Here is a 19194-nt window from a genome sequence, read left to right as displayed (position 1 = left end):
TAGAAGTGAACACAATGGTTTTTTTGTATCATACTGGAAAGTACAAAGAAAAAACACCTGTGATTTTCGCAGGTGTTTTACAAAACGGAATGCAGTTTTTCAGCCAATGTAAGCAAATCCTCACGGTAGTTTTTGCCCGTCATCGGAATTCCGTGACCCGTCAAAAGCGCTTCCGGCTCCAGTTCGGCCAGTTTCCGGACGGATGCTGCCGCAGTCTGCGTATCCGCTGTGAAATACGCCGGCGGGCCGTGAAGCTCTTGCTTTTGAATGACAACGTCCGCAAGCGATTCCTGTTCAACAGTGATGACGGCATCACCGGCAAGCAGAACGCGGTCTTTTTGCCGGAAAAAAGAAATATGGCCGGGCGTATGGCCGGGCGTATGCACCCATTTCCATTCTTCAAGAAACGGAACGGTGCCGTCTGAAGGCAGGGTCTGAACGGACGGAATGCGGATCGCATGGCGCGGAAACAGCGGCGACAGCTTTGCGACAAGCCCTTTTTTCGCATCGGGCCTGGCAGGCGGATAATCCGCTTTTCCCGTCACGTACGGAAGCTCCTGTTCATGAATATAAACCGGCACATCCCACATTTCAAGCAGCTCTTCAATCGCTCCGACATGGTCAAAATGGCCGTGCGTCAGCATGACCGCCTTCAGCTGATACCCATCTCCGAACCGGCGTTTCATTTCTTCTGTAATCATCTCCGCTGATTGCGGCATTCCCGCGTCAACCAGAATGATTTCCCCCGGAGCTGAGGGATTTTCGATAAAGTAAACATTCGCAATCTGGACGGTCAGCCCGTAAACACCGTCCGCCGCTTTAAAACCGACACCGCTTTTCAATGAAAAGAGCGGCATAAACGGATCACTCATCATGGCACCTCCTCTGATGCCTTTAGTGTGCGACGAAGCGGATGTTTTATGTTAAAAAATCGTGATCGCGCCGATGATGAGCGCAAAGGCCGTCATGACGATAACGGCAAGAACCGCCCATTTCATCGCAAATTTCTGGTGTTCATCAATGGTTACCCCGGCAAGCCCGACTAATAAATGCGTCGACGGCACGAGCGGGCTTAACATATGAATCGGCTGGCCGATAATCGAAGCACGTGCGATTTCCACCTTATCCACGCCGTATGCCACGGCAGTTTCAGACAAAATGGGCAGCACGCCGTAAAAATAGGCGTCGTTGGGCATCAGAAACGTAAAGATACCGCTCGTTAAGGCAACAATCGCCGGAATAAATCCCCCCATCTGCTCCGGAATAAGCGATACGAGGGAAATGGCCATTTCATCGACCATCTTCGTCCCCGTTAAAATTCCGGTAAACACGCCTGCTGCAAATATCATCGAACCGATCGCAAGCACATTGCTCGAATGGGCTGAAATTCGCTCCCTTTGATCGTTAAGCCTCGGATAATTGACAATCAGCGCGATACAAAACGCAATGATGAACAGCACGGTTAAATTCACTTTTCCCGATACTAAAAACCCCACTAAAGAAAGTGTTAACAGCAAATTGAACCACCACAGTTTCGGCCGCTTCCATTCATCTTCCACTGCCGCAGCAGTTTCATTTGTATGGGACGGCTGCTTTAATTCGATCACCCCGAGCCGTTTCCGTTCTATTCTTCCGAGCACATAAGCGGACACCATCATACATACCATGCCGCTGGCAATGACAGGAAGCATCGGACCCGTCAGCTCTGCCGGGTCCACACCGAGCGCGCTTGCCGCACGCGGCGTCGCGCCGCCCCATGGAATCGTGTTCATGATCCCCATGCCGACACCGGCAATTCCCGCTAAAATAATCGGACGGATTCCGAGCATAATATACAAAGGCAGCATCGCGCTTGTCGTAATCATATACGTCGTCGAGCCGTCACCGTCCAGCGCGACGAGCATGGTCAGCGCTGCTGTTCCGACAACAATTTTGAGCGGATCGCCTTTGACCAGCTTTAAAATACGCGCAACCATCGGATCAAATAAACCGGTATCAATCATAATGCCGAAATATAGAATCGCAAACATAATCATGACTGCAATCGGCGCCACCTGTTCAATACCGGAGATCATCATCTCGCCGACCCGGTTAAAAGAAAAGCCGGCAATCAGCGCGAACACGATCGGCGTCAACACGAGCGCCGTTAACACCGAAAGCCGTTTTGTCATGATCAGCACCATAAAAACAAACATCATAAGAAAGCCTAAGATTGCTAACACAGTATGTCCCCCTTATCATGAATACGCTTACATTTTAAAGGCCCGATTCCCCTTTATCTGCCTTTTTGCTATCTTATGAGAATTGCATAATGAAGTAAATATTTTGGATTTTAAAGATTTTTAATTTTTTATAACCTTTTTGATCATTTTGTTCATTTATAAATAAAAAAGCATTCCGCAAGTCTGCGGAATCCTTATTTTTCGCTGCTCATCATCTCTTTATAAAACTCAGTCTGCTCTTCTAAAAAGCGTTTTGCGCCGCTGCTGTTTTTATAAAAGCTCTCCCAATCCCGTTTTTTCATCATTTGCTTCCACTCCGCGGATGAGGTAATCTGTTTCAAAGCCTGATCCCAATAAGCGATCTCGCCTTCGGTCATGTCTTTCGGCCCCATGATGCCCCTCCAGTGCGCAAAGACAAACGGCACCCCTTGCTCTTTCCAGGTCGGGACATCGCTAAAGCCGGAGAGCCTTTTGTCAGAAGTAACGGCCGCTAATGTGATTTTTCCCTTCTGATAGGCGGCTCTCGCTTCTGAAATGGTCATTGAGGCGGCATCTATATCGTGACTGATAAGCGCTTCAATAACCTCATTGCTGCTCCCGTATTGAAAAAAGCGGATATCAAACGGAGAAATTCCGGCCATTTCCGCGGCTCTCGCAAAGGAGAGCTGGTCATCATTTCCAAGACCTGGCGCAAATCCGATTTTTATGCCGCCCGGATGTGTTTTAATAGCACCGAGCAGCTGCTTCCCACTTTTTATCTTTGAATTTTTCGGAAGAGCGACAGTCTGCCACTCTTTTGCGATAATGGCCAAGGGCGTAAAATCAGCTGCCTTCAGCCGGCTTTGGCCCAAGATTTCATTGCTTAACAGCAGGCTTGAATTCATACTGATGACATCCGTTTTTCGTTCATTCACGTATTTCCACCCGCTGTCTCCGCCTCCGCCGGGCTTATAGACGATCTTTACAGGCCGTCCCAAAATATGTTTCCGCTCTATTACTGATTGCAAAGCCTTTGCCGTTACATCCCAGCCCCCTTGAGGCGCTGCGGGTACGACAATTTCAATCGGTCCCCCGGCTGAGCGGATGCCCGCCATCTGCCGTCCGTCCAAAGAAACCAGCGCCGCAAGCATAATAAGAAGCACTCCAAACCGCTTCATTTCTCCCATCCCTTATTCATGTGCTAAATAATATTTTCGTTCCGGCCTGCCGATAATGCCGTATTCTAATTCAGCGAGCGCTTCTTCCCGAGAAACGAGAAACTCGGCGTAGCGCCGCGCCGTTGTTCTGGAGGCGCCCATTTTTTCGCCCAGCTCTTCAGCCGTCATCCCTTTTTGGGCAGTCCGGAGCGCGTTTTTGATTTTTTGAAGGGTAATAGAGTTAATGCCTGTCGGCAGATCACTGAGCTGTTTTTGTTCTTTCTGACTGCTTCCGAAAAACATGTCGATTACGGATTGGCTCAGCTCCGGCTGTGAGTGCAGCCATTCTCTTTTTTCACGGTACTGCAAAAGCACATCTGTAAATTTACGTGCCGAAACCGGTTTTATGACATAGTGGGAAACGCCTGATCTGAGCGCTTCCTGCAGCAGCCTTGTTTCAGCAGAAGCCGTAATAATAATGATATCAACGGAAGGAAAACGGCGGCGGATGAGCGGGAGCAGATCTGTTCCCAGCTCATCCGGCATATAAATATCCAATAGCAGCAGATCAGGCTGCTGTTTCTCAAGCAGAGATAAGGTGTCTTTGGCGTTGATTGCTTTGCCGATGACATTGAACCCATCCAGATGTTCGATAAATTTTTCATGGATTTGCGCTATTCGAAAGTCGTCCTCTGCAATCGCGATGTTAATCACACGGATTCCCCCTTTGGCCTTTCTTTCGGTATAAACACCGTAAATACGGCACCGCCGCTCTTTTGCTGTGAAATCTCTATCCATCCCTGCAATTCACTGACGGCTTCCTTCAGATTGGCTAAGCCGTATCCTCTCCTTGTCCCCTTTGAAGAGTATCCCTTTTCAAATATCGTTCCTGTTTTTTCCTGAGGCACGCCGTCCCCTGAGTCCGCCACTTCTATGACGATATCCCTGCCGATATCGGTCATAAAAAAGGCAACCTCTTTTTTCTCTTTTTCGGCGACGGCGTCAAAAGCGTTATCAATAAGATTTCCGATGATCGTAATGAGCTGGGATGAACCCACATGCTCCGGCAGCGACTCTAAAAAGCTGTTTTCATCTATCGAGAGCTTCACTTTTTTCTCAGAGGCTTTTCCCATTTTTCCTAATAGTATGGCCTGAACACGCTGGGAATGAATGTTTTGAAATAGGATTTCATGCTGTTCATTTTGGATGGCATACTCTTCTTTAATCAGTTCAATGGCTTCCTCGTATTCTCCCAGCTCTAACAGACGGAGTATCGCGTAAAGCTTATTCGAGAATTCATGCGTTTGCGCCCGCAGATCCTCCGAGTATTTTTTCATTTCGGTCAGCTTGTTAATCAGCTTTTTGAGCTCCGTTTTTTCGCGGAAGCTTATGACCGCTCCGTATACTTGCCCGGCCTGCCTCATTTCTTTCACGTTTAAGATGAATACTTTATCTCCGGCACGCACCTCAACATTCGGCGGCACTTCTCCCCCTGACAAAACCGGCATGAGCTTTGCGCCGGGCATGATTTCTTTTATATGCCTTCCGATCATCGGCTCCGGAAGATGCAGCATATCAGCCGCGGATAAATTCATCATCGTTATCGCGCCCTCTTTGTTTACGGCGATAATTCCTTCTTTAATCGCAAGGAGCATCGCATTGCGCTCCCGATACAGCGCTGCAATTTCATGCGGTTCAAGGCCGAGTGTATCTTTACGGATGCTTTTTGCGAGTGCCGCCGCTCCCCCGATACCGATAAGAAATACCAAACATGCAAAATAGCCCAAATGCCGCAGATGCGCTTTCATATCTTTTTCTATCTCATCTTGTAAAAACTCGACTGTCACCGTTCCGACGACTTCGTTATGATTTTTTTCATCCAGAATAACCGGCGCGCTTCCCCGGACGGCTTTCATTCCATCGGAAACCGGAGATCCGCCGAACATAACGGTTTTATTTTGCAGATTTTGATTTTCTTTTGGGATGCTGCTGCGGGCCGAATGAAATGCAACATGCCCTTTTTGATCAGTAATGTAGACGGCGTGCGCACCTGCCTGTTCTTTCATTTGTTCAATGACGTCTAACTTTGTAAAAGCACCTTCGTCCGCAAGCCGGAATGCCTCTTTTACAGGCGGCATGTAAGAAATGGTTTTTGCTGTTTGCACCGCCAGCTGTTCAGCCTGCTTCTGCCCTTCATTTAATTGCTGAAAAGCAAATATAACGGTGAGCGTTCCGATGACAAGTATTAATAAAGCCGTGATTAATCCGGCTATTTTCATTTGCAGAGAGACATAAAACCGCTTCTCTTCCAACACAGCACCAGCCGTCCTTTCCTCCTAAAATGATACCACTTTTCAAATCTTTATTTCTCATTTTTATGAATTTTCGTGATCTTTTTCTCTTGTAATTCCTGTAAAAAAGTGCGATAGGTATCATTTTCCTCAAGAGAGATAAGCAGGACGACCTTTTTATAACCGCTGTGCAAAAAAGAGACTGACAGAAGCCAGTCTCGGGAAGTTTAATTACTGACGTATATCCAGTTGACAGAATGATTCTCTAAGATGGCTGAGATACATTTGAATGACCGGCAATATCAATCAACTTTCCTTTGACGGCCAGACGTCCTTCGGTATTTACCGCTTTGTCACATGTGATTAAAGTAATCTCTTTTTCTTTTGTCTCCTGAATTATGTTTGCTTCTATTTCTGAAATCGTGCTTTTTGATGTTACAGAATAAATATAGTCTTTTCTAAAATCGGTAATTACGATTTGCGCGCCTTTTTTTATGTGTAAAAGAGGGCCGAACAATAGGTTCTCCTGCCTCAGATGGTGACCAGCCAACGGGTAGTTTCCCTCTCCCATTTTCTGATCCGGCCGCATAGTTGCCGCGCCGATCAGCAGGTTTTCATTGGTTGTGCCTTTTAAAATCGGGAGCTCCAAATTGACGCTGCTGATGGTGATCCGTCCGATTATCGGTTTCGGTTTGCGGTTAAAACTCGACTGAACGGTTTCCCTAAAACCGGGAGGATGAATTGAATCAAATGCATAATCCGCTTTTTTCATGTTGTTTTTCCGCGCCTGTTCTGCGGTCAATTCAGCTTCACTATGGCTTTTACTGAGGTAAGCGATAAGGCACCCTTTCATGAGAGGAGAGGTGACAAGAAGCAGCCCGGATAGAATCAGAACAGCAATGATCGTTTTTTTAAACATGAAGAAAATTCCTTTCTTGTACATAATACGGGATGGGTACTTGTTGTGAAATGACTTTCGTTTTAAAAAAGCACCTGATCGATTCTTACATGATCAGGTGCGGTAACGTCTATCTATTTCTTGCCTTCTTCTTTCTTGATACAAGAGCCGCGGCTCCGCCGGCTAAGAGCAGCAGAATACCGGCCGTCACCTGCATCATACCGTCCGTATCACCGGTTTTCGGCAGGCTTTTGCCTGTATCCGGATGATTGGCATTACCATTGGTATCAGGGTGATGCCCGCCTTGCTTCGTTTGATGATTCGGTGTGTCTTTCCCAAGTGCGGGATTTTTTAATTTCTTATTCGAAACGACAACTTCAACAGCTTTTGACTGTCCTTTTTCAATTGTGAATTCAATTGGTTTTTCGTTCAGCTGATAGCCGTCAGGCGCTTTTGTTTCGATAAATCGGTACTGTCCCGGGGCTAAACCTTTCACCGTAAACTGTCCCTTTTTATCCGTTTTCCATAACGCCGGCCGTTTTTCGCTGGTTCCGCCGGTGTTTACCGGATGTCCGCCGGAATCTGTTATCTTGAATTCAGCACCCTCTAACACCTTATTTTTATCGTCATGATCCACTTTTGTCAGTGTTACATCGCCAGGTGTTAATTTGTTCTTCGCACTGATTTCGATTGGTTTTATGTCGGTATTTGTAACCTTGAATGATATTGGCGTTTGATCCAAACTGTAAAGTTCAGGCGCTTTTGTTTCGATAAATTGATATTCGCCCGCTTTCAGTCCCCGCACAATAATCCGCCCGTGCTGATCTGTAGTCAGACCCTCTGTCAGCACTTTGCCGTTTGCATCTGTCAGTTTGAACTCTGCATCTTTCAGGACTTTCCGTTTGTCGTCTTGATCGAATTTTGTGAGAACAACACTGTTCTTGATGTTAACTGCAGTCAGGACAGCCTGATCCGGTTTTCCGCTGTTCTCAGCCTTAATCGTAAACGGCACAGGTGTTGTTGACAGCAGATAACCATCCGGTGCTTGTTTTTCAACAAATTGATAGCTTCCCGGTGCCAAACCGTCGGCGTCAATCTTGCCGCCTTCTTTTGTCATCAGATCGTCTCTTACAGTTTTTCCATCACTGTCAGTGATTTTGAATACTGCACCGTCTAAAACATTTCCGTCTTGATCCTTCTTGACCAGCTGGACAGAGCCTTTGTAGTTGACGGCCGTTCCTGCGTCAGACGGCTTCGGCTTTCCTTCCGCCGATTCTGAGATCGTAAACTCCACTTTCTCCGTATTTAACACATAACCGGCTGGCGCTTTTGTTTCGATAAAAGCGTAGTGCCCCGGTGCAAGTCCGGATGTTTCTACTTTTCCGTCCTGATCTGAAACCAGATCTTTTTGAACTGTTTTTCCATCCTGATCGATAATCTGGAAGACTGCACCTTCAAGTTTCCGGCCTTCCGCATCTTCCTTCGTCAGCTGAACAGAGCCTTTATAGTTGACGGCCGTTCCTGCGTCAGACGGCTTCGGCTTTCCTTCTGCTGATTCTGAGATCGTAAACTCCACTTTCTCCGTGTTTAACACATAACCGGCTGGCGCTTTTGTTTCGATGAAGGCGTAACGCCCCGGTGCAAGTCCGGATGTTTCTACTTTTCCGTCCTGATCTGAAACCAGATCTTTTTGAACTGTTTTTCCATCCTGATCGATAATCTGGAAGACTGCACCTTCAAGTTTCCGGCCTTCCGCATCTTCCTTCGTCAGCTGAACAGAGCCTTTATAGTTGACGGCCGTTCCTGCGTCAGACGGCTTCGGCTTTCCTTCTGCCGATTCTGAGATGGTAAATTCTTTTTTCTCCGTGTTTAACACATAACCGGCTGGCGCTTTTGTTTCAATGAAGGCGTAATGTCCGGGTGCAAGTCCGGAAGTCTCTACTTTGCCGTCCTGATCTGAAACCAGATCTTTCTGAACCGTTTTTCCTTCCTTGTCGATGATTTTGAAGACTGCACCTTCAAGCTTCCGGCCTTCCGCATCTTCCTTCGTTAAAGCGGCTTTTCCTTGATAATTAACCATTGATCCCAATTCAACATCAGGCACTTGATTCTTTTCGTTCTTTGCGACTGAGAAGTGAATCGCTTTTGTGTTCACGATAAACCCTGAAGGAGCTTTCGTCTCCATCAGTCGGTAGTACCCCGCTGGCAAACCGTTTATTTCAACCTTCCCGTTTTTATCGCTTTCAATATTACTTCTTATTAATGTATAGGTACCGTCGCTTGATTTTTTCTCCAGCTTAAATACGGCACCAGCCAAAGGATTGTTGTTTTCGTCTTTTTTGATAAGCGTCACCTTATTTTTTTGATTTATGACTTTGTAGGGAGCACCCGCCCCGGAGGATTTACTGTCGACCGTTACAAGGACCCCGTTTACATAGGCGTCGCTGATGGTGTAGCCGTCCGGCGCTTTTATTTCTTTCAGTACGTAGGTTCCGTAACGGATATTCCCAAACGTAAGTTTACCGGCTTCATCTGTTGTGCCTGAACGCAGCAGCTGCTTGCCGTCTTTAGACCATAATTGAAAATCTGCTCCCGGAAGAGATGCACCGTCTGATCCTGTTTTGGATATCGTCATGCTTCCCTTCTCTCCTGATCCTGAACCGCCGCCGCTTGAAATGGCGACAAGCACTGAGCTGTTATTCTCCTGGGTCTGCTCCTTAACACTTGTCCCTGATATTGATACTTTGTTGTTGACCTGACCGCTGCTGCCGGAAATATTAATGAGAGAACGATATTGTATGACATACGCACGGTCTATTTGTTTATAGCTGCCTGTAAAGGTGAGGACAAATGATTGTTCACCGGTGGCATTGTCGGTTTTAACATCTAATTTATAGTCCTTATCTTTCTCAAGCTGCACATCACCCGCAGCAAGGTTTCCACTGCTGTCTTTCATAACGCCGTTCTCATCATATTTTGCTTGATATACTTTAAAAGAATCTTCATCTATTATTTGGTTCTCATCTGGGGTGTCTTTGACTTTTACGTCATCCAGTGTCGATTGGCTGGCATTGACATTGATGTTCCAATCGATATAGTTCCCGCTCTGTTTACCGCCTTTAGAAACCAGGTTTCCGCCGTTTGCGATTGATACTGAACCCGTCAACGTTCGGTCTGCATGGTCATCATTATAGTACTCTGCTTTGTTTGTGTATTGATTCTGTTTAATGACCTGACCTTTCAGTGACGTTTTGAATTCAATCAGATATGGTACAGAGTCCTCTGTTTTAAGATGTACGGTTAATGTATTTTTGTTGCCGTCTGACGGTTCTTCCACTTCGTATTTCGAAGGATCCAGCGCCTCTCCTTCAGTGATGGAACCGTTTTTACTGATGGTGTACTTTTTGACGGCAACCGACCCGTGCAAAAATTGCTGACCATCTGTTAGCGTATCTTTTATATAAGGATTCTTTGAAGGTTCGCCATTGTAATTGATGCCGACTTTCCATGTGATTTCTTTTGAAACGGCGTTGTATGAGCCGTTTTTGAATCCGTTATGGGAAGTCTGATTGTTCGGTGTGAAGCCGCTCGATTCCTTATTTGTGCGTTTGCCGCCATTTTGATCGGTCCATGTCGACTCCGCCGTATTCTTGATGTTTTCATTAGAAAAGTCAGTGTTGAATTTTGTCGTATACGTGATCTTAAACTGACTGTTTGTTTCTGCGTAATCCCCGATCAATGCTATTGTAAAGCCTTGATTTCCGGGTTTTTTTGTTATTGTATAATCTGTTCCTTCTTTCAGCGTTTTGTTCTCAGTCGTATCTTGCATGTGAAATGAATCATCAATGAGCGCCAGACCTCCGCTGGTGAATTGATCATCCAGAGTCCAGTCTTTCATTGTGTAACGGTTTTTATTGATTGTGATTGTCCAATCAACCGTCTTCTTCTCATAGTCTGCGTTTGAATAATTTTTGATCAGATTCTGCTGAATGGCTGTCCCCGGAGTTTCCTTTGATTCCCCCGTATCTGTAACTGCTGTGTTGGTGTATTTGACAGGACTGTCAATAATGACCCCATCGTTGACTTGAGATTGATAATTGATCTTATATGCTCCTGTGACAGTTTGCTTGAATTTGATCTCAAAGCCGTTCCCGTTATCAGTCAGCGTATAATCCCCGCCTTCTTTTAATGGGGCGCCTTCTTGTTCGCTGCCGTTTTGGCTGAATGTAATCGGAAGGACTTTCAAAGATCCGGGAACAAGGTGCAGATCGTCTGATCCGAACGTATCCTTGATGCCGGCTTTGGATTGATCAATCTTTTTCTCACCGTAATTGTACATAACAGCCCAGCTGAACGTTTGGGTTTCCCCTTTATAACCGGTCGAAGATTTTTCAATCATTTTTCCGTAGCCCGCCGTTACGGAGGCTTCCGCAGAAATCGGCTCCGCATTATCCCCGCTGAATGCCGCCTTGTTTGTCAGCGTGATATTTCCGCCTTTAGCAGGCTTTGCATCGTCATCAATAACTGTATCATAGATGAGCCGATAGGCTGAATCAATCGTCCCGGCGAATGTGACATTTCCTTTGTCGTCGACGGTATAGCCTGACGTTATCTCACTTCCTTGACTCACCGAGCCGTCAATATTCACATCGAGTTCATACACTTTCACAGAGCGGAAGGTCAAACCGTCCGGAAGACTTTCCGTCAATTTCGCATTTTTGACTTCTTCTTCCTTTTTATTAAGATCAACCGTCCACGTTACCTTTCCGGGGTTAATGCCTTTATCCAATGACCCTGATTTATCAATGGTTTTAGTGACATTCGGTTTAAAATAAACCGTTACTTCCGGGGTATCAGAGTTAACCGGAAACTTAATCTTTTGTGTGGTTGACCCTTTTATTTCTTTCTGATTGAATTGGGTGTTTACATACAATGACCCTTTGACATTAAAATCTTCTTTTACCTCGCCGTTAAACGTCATGATGACATGGCCGCTCGTATTAATGGAAAAAGTTCCGTACGTCATGTCGCCGTTGGTCAATGGCTGGTTCGTAATGTCATTGTGCATGATAAATTCTTTAGGCAGGTCAAATTCATATCGATCACCGTCGTTTATTGTTTTCCCCAGCTCATTCGGGATCGCCCATTGAATGGTGATATTTGCCGGAGAATTCGTATTCGCACGGTTGTTTTTGTCAAATGGTTTTCCTTTTTCATCCGTCAATTTCACATCAGTTAAAATATTTTGCGTAATCTGGCTTCCGCCTGATTGAAGACTTTTAACAGCAGATTTGCTTGAAATCACCATTTTTGATTGATTGCGTTCAGCAGAAGGGCTTGATTTCGTTGTCTGTTCTTTCTTATCCCTGCTGTCTGCAGATGTTGACTTTTTCTCTGCTTCTTCCTGAGGTTCAGCAGGTTTTGAAGAGGTGTTTTTTTCTGTTTCGGAATTCGTTGTCTCATCTTTCTTCACAGGTATGATCACCTGCTGGGTCTTGCCGGCGTCCAGTTGAAAAAGAGCTTTTGCCGTTTTCGTTTTATCTGTTACGTCAGGTGTAAACTTCGCCGGCAGTGTAATGGAGCCTTTGACATCATCGGCCTCCGCCTTTTCCTTGTTCACTTTCACCTCAAGAGTGCTGCTTTTTGCTTCAGCTTTATATATACCGATCACCCGATCAGCTGATTTCAGCTCACCTTCGATATCGTTATCTAATGTAAAACTTTCAGGGATCTTTAAGGTGATATTTCGGTCACTTGCATCTTCCTTGTTTTTCAGAGACCATTCGTATGTCAGTGTCACTTCATCTTTCGGTGCTAAAGCCGGCTCACTGCCTTTTGATCCGTCAACGGTCTGATGTTTGCCGTCTTTGACCGTGACTGAATCAAAGAATCCGCTCTCGCTTAGCTGCGATCCGGAAGCGGCTGCGATCGGAGTAAAGCTGACAACTTGGCTGAAGATGAAAAACAGCGTGAAGCATGTGATCAATGCTGTTCTCAGCCTTTTGCTTTTTTGCGGGCTGAACGAAAAGTTCCTCACTCCCAATGTCTTATTCCTCCCCTTTTATATAGACTTACGTTCGAACAAGCCCGTAAGCATGGGATTCTCCTTATCCGAACCAAACTACATTGTATGAAATCGACCTATACAAATTCTGTACATAGGATCATTTCAGAAATAACGCACAAAAAAAGACCGGCATCAGCCGGTCCAGTCCTTCACTTGTTTATAGCGTTCATATTCTTTTATCGCCTCTTCTACTTTTCCCAATTGATTAAATAACTGCAGTTTGTATTGTATAATTTTATCGTCACGGGGCTCTATTTTCTCGACCTGCAGGCAAACGTCCATTGCTTGATGCTCGTTCTTTTCTTGAATGAGAAAATCAATCAGTTCGTACGCCTTGCTGAGCCACAGATGCGCCAGACGTGTTTTTTCCGGCTCCGCCCACAGGTAGCCATTCTCCATCAGATAATGGTTCTCATATGACATGACAATGTCCATGTGCCGGGTTAATGCGGCTTGACTGAGCGGGGGAGCTTCTTTTAATGTATTTTCCCAGTCAACTGTATCAACCTTTACCCCTGAAAGCCGAAGAATATATCCTATATCGGTATTTTCTATGGATTGGCTGAAGGGAAGCTGACTGATTAATTTCCGTATCTGATATATTGTCGAGTAGAGCTGAGTGCTCGCTTTTGAAACTTCATAAGCAGGCCAAAACATCTCAATCAGCATGTCTTTACTGACCGTGCGCCCTTGATTAAGAAGTAAAAATGCATACAGTTCACGCGCTTTGGATGTTCTCCACTTGACTGTTATGTATGTTTTGACACCATTTAACGATTGATAAAAGTCCAGGTTTCCAAAACATTGTATAAAATAATCCGTCCCGGTGTTTTCGTCTGCCGTCCTGAGCTTTTTATTCATTCGGATTCGCTCAACGGTTGTCAGCAGCCTGGCATTGTCAACCGGTTTTAAAAGATAATCAACAGCATTTAACTCAAACGCTTTTATAGCGAATTCATTATAAGCGGTGATAAAAATAATTTGAATATTTTCATTAATTGCCTGAATTGATTCAGCAAGCTCAATACCGGCATTTCAATGTCAAGAAACACCGCATCAGCTGCTGAAAGCCCCGAATACTCCAGAACGTCCGCCGGATCTTGAAACATTAAAATAGATTGAAAGGCGTTTGTCCGCTCAAGCATATGATTAAAATGAAGCAATGCCAATTCCTCGTCATCCACAATTATCGCTTTCAAAACGCATCCCACCCGTCAATATAGATATCTGAAAATAATTTCAATTATACCATGCCCAACGCCCTATATAGTTGGATTCTTTTTCTTTCTCTTGTTGTTTTATGAAGTTTAGGATTACAATATTTATACATTGAATAGGATAATAGAATGACCCTGAATGGGATAAAGGAGTAATGATGTGAAAGAAAAATTCATTTCTATTTCGATTATTTGCGGCTACGCTGCCTTCTTTATCATTTTTATAGCCATGGATCATTTCTCCGGAACAACTCTCCCTAAAGCAGAACAGGGAGTGATCAATCTGAAGAATTGGGATTTTCATAAGGACGGGAATGTCCAGCTGAATGGGAAGTGGTTTCTGTATCCAAATCAAATGCTGTCACCGCGGGATCTTCATTCAGAAAAAGGAAAAAAACCTGTACTCGTTGATGTCCCTGTCAATGTGAAGCTGTTCAGAAAAACAGCCGATACGGATTACGGAACGTACAAACTGACAATCCGCTCAAATAAAGAGAATCAGGTTTTCGGAATCAGCACATCTTTTATCTACAGTTCAAACCGCCTTTATCTTAATGGACAATTGATCGGACAGAGCGGCAGCCCTTCAGAGAAAGCTGATTTTGAGGCTCAGAACAAACCGTATACTTGCTTTTTCATGCTTCACAAGGGTGATAATGAACTTGTCCTGCAATTTTCGAATTTCGGAAAAGTGCCTGGCTGGGGGATCGCAAAACCGATAACGTTTGGGACTCAAGAACAAATTATACGCGAAAATCAAATTTCCTTTCTTAATGATTCCATTATGATCACGGCTTTTTTCATTACCGGTTTATATTTTCTCGGTTTTTTTCTGCAAAGAACAAAGGCTAAACATTTATTGTTCTTTTCTGTGATGTGTCTGCTTTTTTCTGCGATTATTCTTATGATCGGAAAAGAAAGAATGATCTTTCTCATCTTTCCGTCTATATCATTTTCATTGCTGAATTTGTTGCGCAGCACCTCTTCCGTGCTTGTCAGCATTGCGGTTTTTCTCTATCTCTTTTATGCATACAGAGAAATTGTGTCAAAAACGACAATAACCATTTTAACTGCTTTTTCGGGGATCATCTTGGTCACTGATTTTATGTCTGTAAGTTTTATTGACCACCTCTCTTACATTTTACATTCGGTCCTTGCCGTTACGACTTTGTTTTATATTACATATATTTTTACGATTGCTGCCATACGGAAGATAAAAGGAAGCATGTACCTTACGCTGGCATCTGTTTCAATGAGCGCCTTTGTGATTCTTACGACAATTTCAGCTTACAGCGGCAGAACGGCTGTTTCTTTTAATTCGATTTATTCATTGCCGACAGTCATTGCTTTATTGGCACTGGTTCTTCTGATGGCGCAGCAATTCGCCGGGGCTTTCCGGGACAATGAAGTCCTCTCACGTAAATTAGTCAAAATGAACCAGCTGAAAGATGAATTTATCGCCAAAACTTCACACGAATTCAAAACGCCGCTGAACAGCATTATTAATATATGCCAGACGCTTGTAGCCGGCAGAAAAAAGAAGACGATAGAGGAAGAGAAAGAAAACATGCAGCTGATCATCAGGATGGGCTACAGACTTTCCAATCTCGTAAATGATATTCTTGATTTGGAAAAAATGAAGCAGGGTCTGCTGCAGATTCGTCCTGTTCCTGTTGATGTGCATGCCGCAATATGCAGTGAGATGAACTTCTACCGGCTTTTGTCCAAGCATAAAAATCTCGACATTCTTAATCATGTACCGGACGATCTCCCCTTTGTGCTTGCAGATGAAAACCGATTTCGGCAAATCTTAACGAATCTTGTTGAAAATGCAATCAAGTATACATCCGAGGGGAAAATTATTCTTTCTGCCGAAAGCCTGAATAACAGCATGATTCAAATAACCGTGGCCGATACCGGCAGCGGCATTCCTGAAGCTGATCTTGAAACCATTTTTGATTCTTTTCAGCAAGCGGGAGGAAATAACGAGGATGGAACGGGTTTAGGTTTAAGTATTGTGAAACAGCTCGTCAAGCTCCAAAACGGGGACATCTGGGCAGAGTCGGAAGAGGCGAAAGGTTCAGCATTTCATTTTACATTACCCGCCGCTCAAATTGATTCTTTACCGGAAGCAAAGATCGGACTTCCTAAATCGCAGCCCGGACAGAAAATGCCGGATATTTCTTTGAGAACGCCTTATCACTCAAAAAAAATCGATGCTCCGACAATTCTGATAGTCGACGATAACATCGAGAGTTTAAAAATTTTAACTGATATGCTTGAAGGTGTTCCTTATAACGTAATCGCAGTAAAAAGCGGAAAAGAAGCGCTTCAAGCTGTCTCTTCCTCGAAGCTTGATTTGGTGATATTAGACTTGATGATGCCCGACATGACGGGATTTGAAGTCTGCACAAATATCCGCGAAAGATTCAGTATGGTCGAGCTGCCGGTTCTTATCGTTACGGCAGCCATAATCAGCCATGACAAATACAAGGCTTTTCATGTCGGTGCAAATGATATTTTACAGAAGCCTTATCATTACTCTGAATTCACCGCGCGTATTAAAAATTTAATTTTGATGAAGCATACGGCTCACCAAGCCACAAATTTGGAAATGGCATTTCTTCAGTCGCAGATCAAGCCTCACTTTCTTTACAATGTATTAAATACGATTATCGCGCTTAGTCATTTGGATATTGAAAAAGCACGGGAAACCACTGCTGCATTTACAAACTATTTAAGAATGAGTTTTGATTTTCAAAATACTTCGGACATCAGCTCATTCAAAAACGAACTTTCTATCATTACGTCGTATCTGGCTATCGAAAAAACACGCTTCGGCAAGCGGCTGGAAATCCTTTTTGACATCGATGAGGACATGGACTTCAGCCTTCCGCCTTTAATGATACAGCCATTGGTGGAAAACGCCGTTCATCACGGGATCAGCAAGAAAAGAGGCGGCGGATGGGTAAAGCTGACGGCAAAAAAACAAAGCGAAAACACATATTTAATTAAAGTGGAGGATAATGGAACCGGCATCATGCCGGATATACAAAAAGATATATTGTCTTCCCATGTTGACCGCAGTGTCGGCCTGAAAAATATCAATCGGCGGCTGAAGCATTTTTGCGGAAGTGAATTGACTATTGAGAGCACACCGGATGCAGGCACCGCGGTTTCGATGATGATTCACATCACCGGCACAACGGATGATTCAAACTCATTAAAAACGTCTTCATCTGTTTAAGATACTGATTAACTTCAGAAGGATGAAATACTTCTGCCGGCTGTCGGGAAATTCCCGTCAGCCTTTATTTACTCAGAAAGACGAAAAAACAAAAAAGCTTGAAGAAAAAGTGATACCTTCTCCAAGCTTAGATGATTCACACCAGTCTGGCCGTTTTCACTTAAGAAATCGTAACTCCCGCGCTTGCATATCCCGCCACTGTATTAATAAGAGAAAGACCTGTCGCAGTGGCGGAGAATACCATTAACAGCCGGGTTTGAGGAGTTACCGCAATGTTCAGCCCTGTAGTGATTCCATTGCTGATGCTGCCGATGGATAATACGCCGGTAAGGGCAGGAGCCAAGGTGACAGATGCTCCGGGAATCGGTGTGAACGTATTGTTCGGCACAGTTGAACTGTATAATTGTGCAGTTATCGTGACAGTCGAGCCGACAAGTGACAATGCTGCGGTTGTACTGAAATAGGCGGCAATTGATGTAATGGTTCCGCTTCTCGGAGCAGAAAAAGCAAAGTTCAGCAGAGTCCCTCCGGCCCCGGTAAGATCAATTGCACCTCCTCCTCCGACATTGACGCCCGTCACAGAACTGCCGAACCCGACAAGGCTCACCGTTCCGATTAATCCGCCGGCAATGGTGGTCACGGCAGTTGGAAGGCCTGAAGCATAAGGAATGATCGCGCCTGCTCCGGTGGCTCCAGTGGCTCCGGTCGTTCCGGTTACTCCGGTTGCACCCGTTACTCCTGTGGCGCCAGTTACCCCTGTTGATCCAGTGGCTCCAGTATCTCCGGTCGAACCCGTTACTCCCGTGGCTCCGGTGATTCCCGTGGCTCCGGTGATTCCCGTGGCGCCTGTTACTCCTGTGACGCCGGTTACCCCTGTTGATCCGGTGGCGCCGGTGATTCCCGTGGCTCCGGTTACCCCTGTTGATCCAGTATCTCCGGTCGAGCCCGTTACTCCCGTGGCTCCGGTTGCTCCCGTTACTCCTGTGACGCCCGTTACCCCTGTTGATCCGGTTGCGCCGGTCGTTCCAGTGGCACCCGTTACTCCCGTGGCTCCGGTATCTCCTGTTACTCCTGTGACGCCGGTGATTCCAGTGGCTCCGGTTACCCCTGTTGATCCAGTATCTCCGGTCGAGCCCGTTACTCCCGTGGCTCCCGTTACTCCCGTTACTCCTGTGACGCCAGTTACCCCTGTTGATCCGGTTGCGCCGGTGATTCCCGTGGCTCCGGTTGCACCCGTTACTCCGGTCGTTCCAGTATCTCCGGTCGAGCCCGTTACTCCCGTGGCTCCGGTTACCCCTGTTGATCCGGTTGCGCCGGTCGTTCCGGTTACTCCGGTTGCTCCTGTGGCGCCGGTGATTCCTGTTGTTCCGGTATCTCCTGTTACTCCGGTGGCTCCGGTGGCTCCGGTGGCTCCCGTTACCCCGGTGGCTCCTGTTACTCCTGTTGATCCGGTGGCTCCGGTGATTCCTGTGGCTCCAGTGGGACCGGTGGCACCCGGGTCTCCAGTCGCTCCCGTTACTCCTGTTGCACCCGTTACTCCTGTGACGCCTGTTGCTCCTGTGACGCCGGTTACCCCGGTGGCTCCGGTGATTCCCATGGCTCCCGTCGCACCAGTTATTCCTGTTGCTCCGGTGACTCCTGTTATCCCTGTGGCACCCGTTACTCCAGTCGTTCCGGTTACTCCTGGATCTCCTGTTGGACCAGTTACTCCTGTGGCTCCAGTGGGACCGGTGGCACCCGGGTCTCCAGTCGCTCCCGTTACTCCGGTGGCTCCTGTTACTCCGGTGGCTCCAGTCAGCCCCGTTGCCCCAGTCTCTCCTCTTCCATGATAATGATTCGGATGACAGCACGGACACCATCTTTCATGACAGCAAGAGTTTTCGCAACAGCATCCTTCACAGCAATGTGCCCGATTATGATAGCTGCGCCTTTGATTTCTTCTTTTATGTTGAGAATGACAGCAACAATCATTACAATGCCGGCAGTCGCAATCCCAAGAATCACATCTGCTATACCAAGTATCTCCTTTTCTCATTACACCACCTCTTCTTGCATAATATTTTCACAAAGACAAATGGTGTTTCAAAATTCCCTTTAAAAATATCAACTGGTCTTT

At 45.7% G+C, this 19194-nt stretch carries 10 protein-coding genes and 2 pseudogenes; 2 read left to right on the top strand and 10 right to left on the bottom strand.

Annotated features, from left to right (window positions below):
* Positions 1-77 precede the first annotated feature (77 nt).
* From ACW5MY_RS04015 to ACW5MY_RS03980, 8 genes and pseudogenes are all read right to left on the bottom strand, one after another.
* Positions 78-872, bottom strand: coding sequence for an MBL fold metallo-hydrolase (locus ACW5MY_RS04015; RefSeq protein WP_014469887.1), 795 nt, complete (start codon positions 870-872; stop codon positions 78-80).
* Between the two features lie 51 nt (positions 873-923).
* Entirely contained in the window at positions 924-2222 is a 1299-nt protein-coding gene (locus tag ACW5MY_RS04010; protein ID WP_013351360.1) for a citrate:proton symporter, read from the bottom strand.
* A 194-nt stretch (positions 2223-2416) separates the two neighbouring features.
* Positions 2417-3379: a tripartite tricarboxylate transporter substrate binding protein gene (locus ACW5MY_RS04005; RefSeq protein ID WP_013351359.1), complete on the bottom strand. Its 963-nt coding sequence runs from the start codon at positions 3377-3379 to the stop codon at positions 2417-2419.
* 12 nt (positions 3380-3391) lie between these two features.
* Positions 3392-4072: a response regulator gene (locus ACW5MY_RS04000; protein ID WP_014469885.1), complete on the bottom strand. Its 681-nt coding sequence runs from the start codon at positions 4070-4072 to the stop codon at positions 3392-3394.
* The gene (locus ACW5MY_RS03995) at positions 4069-5673 is read right to left on the bottom strand and encodes a sensor histidine kinase (RefSeq protein ID WP_013351357.1); all 1605 of its coding nucleotides are present in this window, start codon (positions 5671-5673) and stop codon (positions 4069-4071) included. Before ACW5MY_RS03995 ends, ACW5MY_RS04000 begins: the two co-directional genes overlap by 4 nt.
* Positions 5674-5914: 241 nt before the next feature.
* Entirely contained in the window at positions 5915-6568 is a 654-nt protein-coding gene (locus ACW5MY_RS03990) for a class A sortase (RefSeq protein ID WP_013351356.1), read from the bottom strand.
* A gap of 109 nt (positions 6569-6677) precedes the next feature.
* Positions 6678-12590 carry a SpaA isopeptide-forming pilin-related protein gene (locus tag ACW5MY_RS03985; protein WP_065118527.1) on the bottom strand — a complete coding sequence of 1971 codons (5913 nt, stop codon included), beginning with the start codon at positions 12588-12590 and terminating at the stop codon, positions 6678-6680.
* Between the two features lie 156 nt (positions 12591-12746).
* Positions 12747-13813 (bottom strand): annotated as a pseudogene (locus ACW5MY_RS03980) (response regulator).
* 247 nt (positions 13814-14060) lie between these two features.
* Here ACW5MY_RS03980 and ACW5MY_RS03975 point away from each other — a divergent pair.
* Together ACW5MY_RS03975 and ACW5MY_RS03970 are read left to right on the top strand one after the other, a co-directional pair.
* Positions 14061-15929, top strand: a pseudogene (locus tag ACW5MY_RS03975) (sensor histidine kinase); the annotation flags it as partial.
* A gap of 72 nt (positions 15930-16001) precedes the next feature.
* On the top strand, positions 16002-17078 hold the full coding sequence (locus ACW5MY_RS03970; protein WP_227014232.1) for a response regulator: 1077 nt from the start codon (positions 16002-16004) through the stop codon (positions 17076-17078).
* 160 nt (positions 17079-17238) lie between these two features.
* On the opposite strand, the gene ACW5MY_RS03965 is transcribed toward ACW5MY_RS03970, so the two are convergent.
* Complete coding sequence (locus tag ACW5MY_RS03965) at positions 17239-18876, bottom strand: exosporium glycoprotein BclB-related protein (RefSeq protein ID WP_238703860.1); 1638 nt, start codon at positions 18874-18876, stop codon at positions 17239-17241.
* A complete protein-coding gene (locus ACW5MY_RS03960; protein WP_014469881.1) occupies positions 18873-19082 on the bottom strand; it encodes a hypothetical protein in 210 nt (69 codons plus the stop codon). Before ACW5MY_RS03960 ends, ACW5MY_RS03965 begins: the two co-directional genes overlap by 4 nt.
* Between the last annotated feature and the right edge of the window lie 112 nt (positions 19083-19194).

Source organism: Bacillus sp. Bwzl_19, from assembly GCF_054900515.1.
The sequence above is the reverse complement of the archived record's forward strand: the minus strand, read 5'-3'. Positions and strand labels throughout refer to the sequence as shown.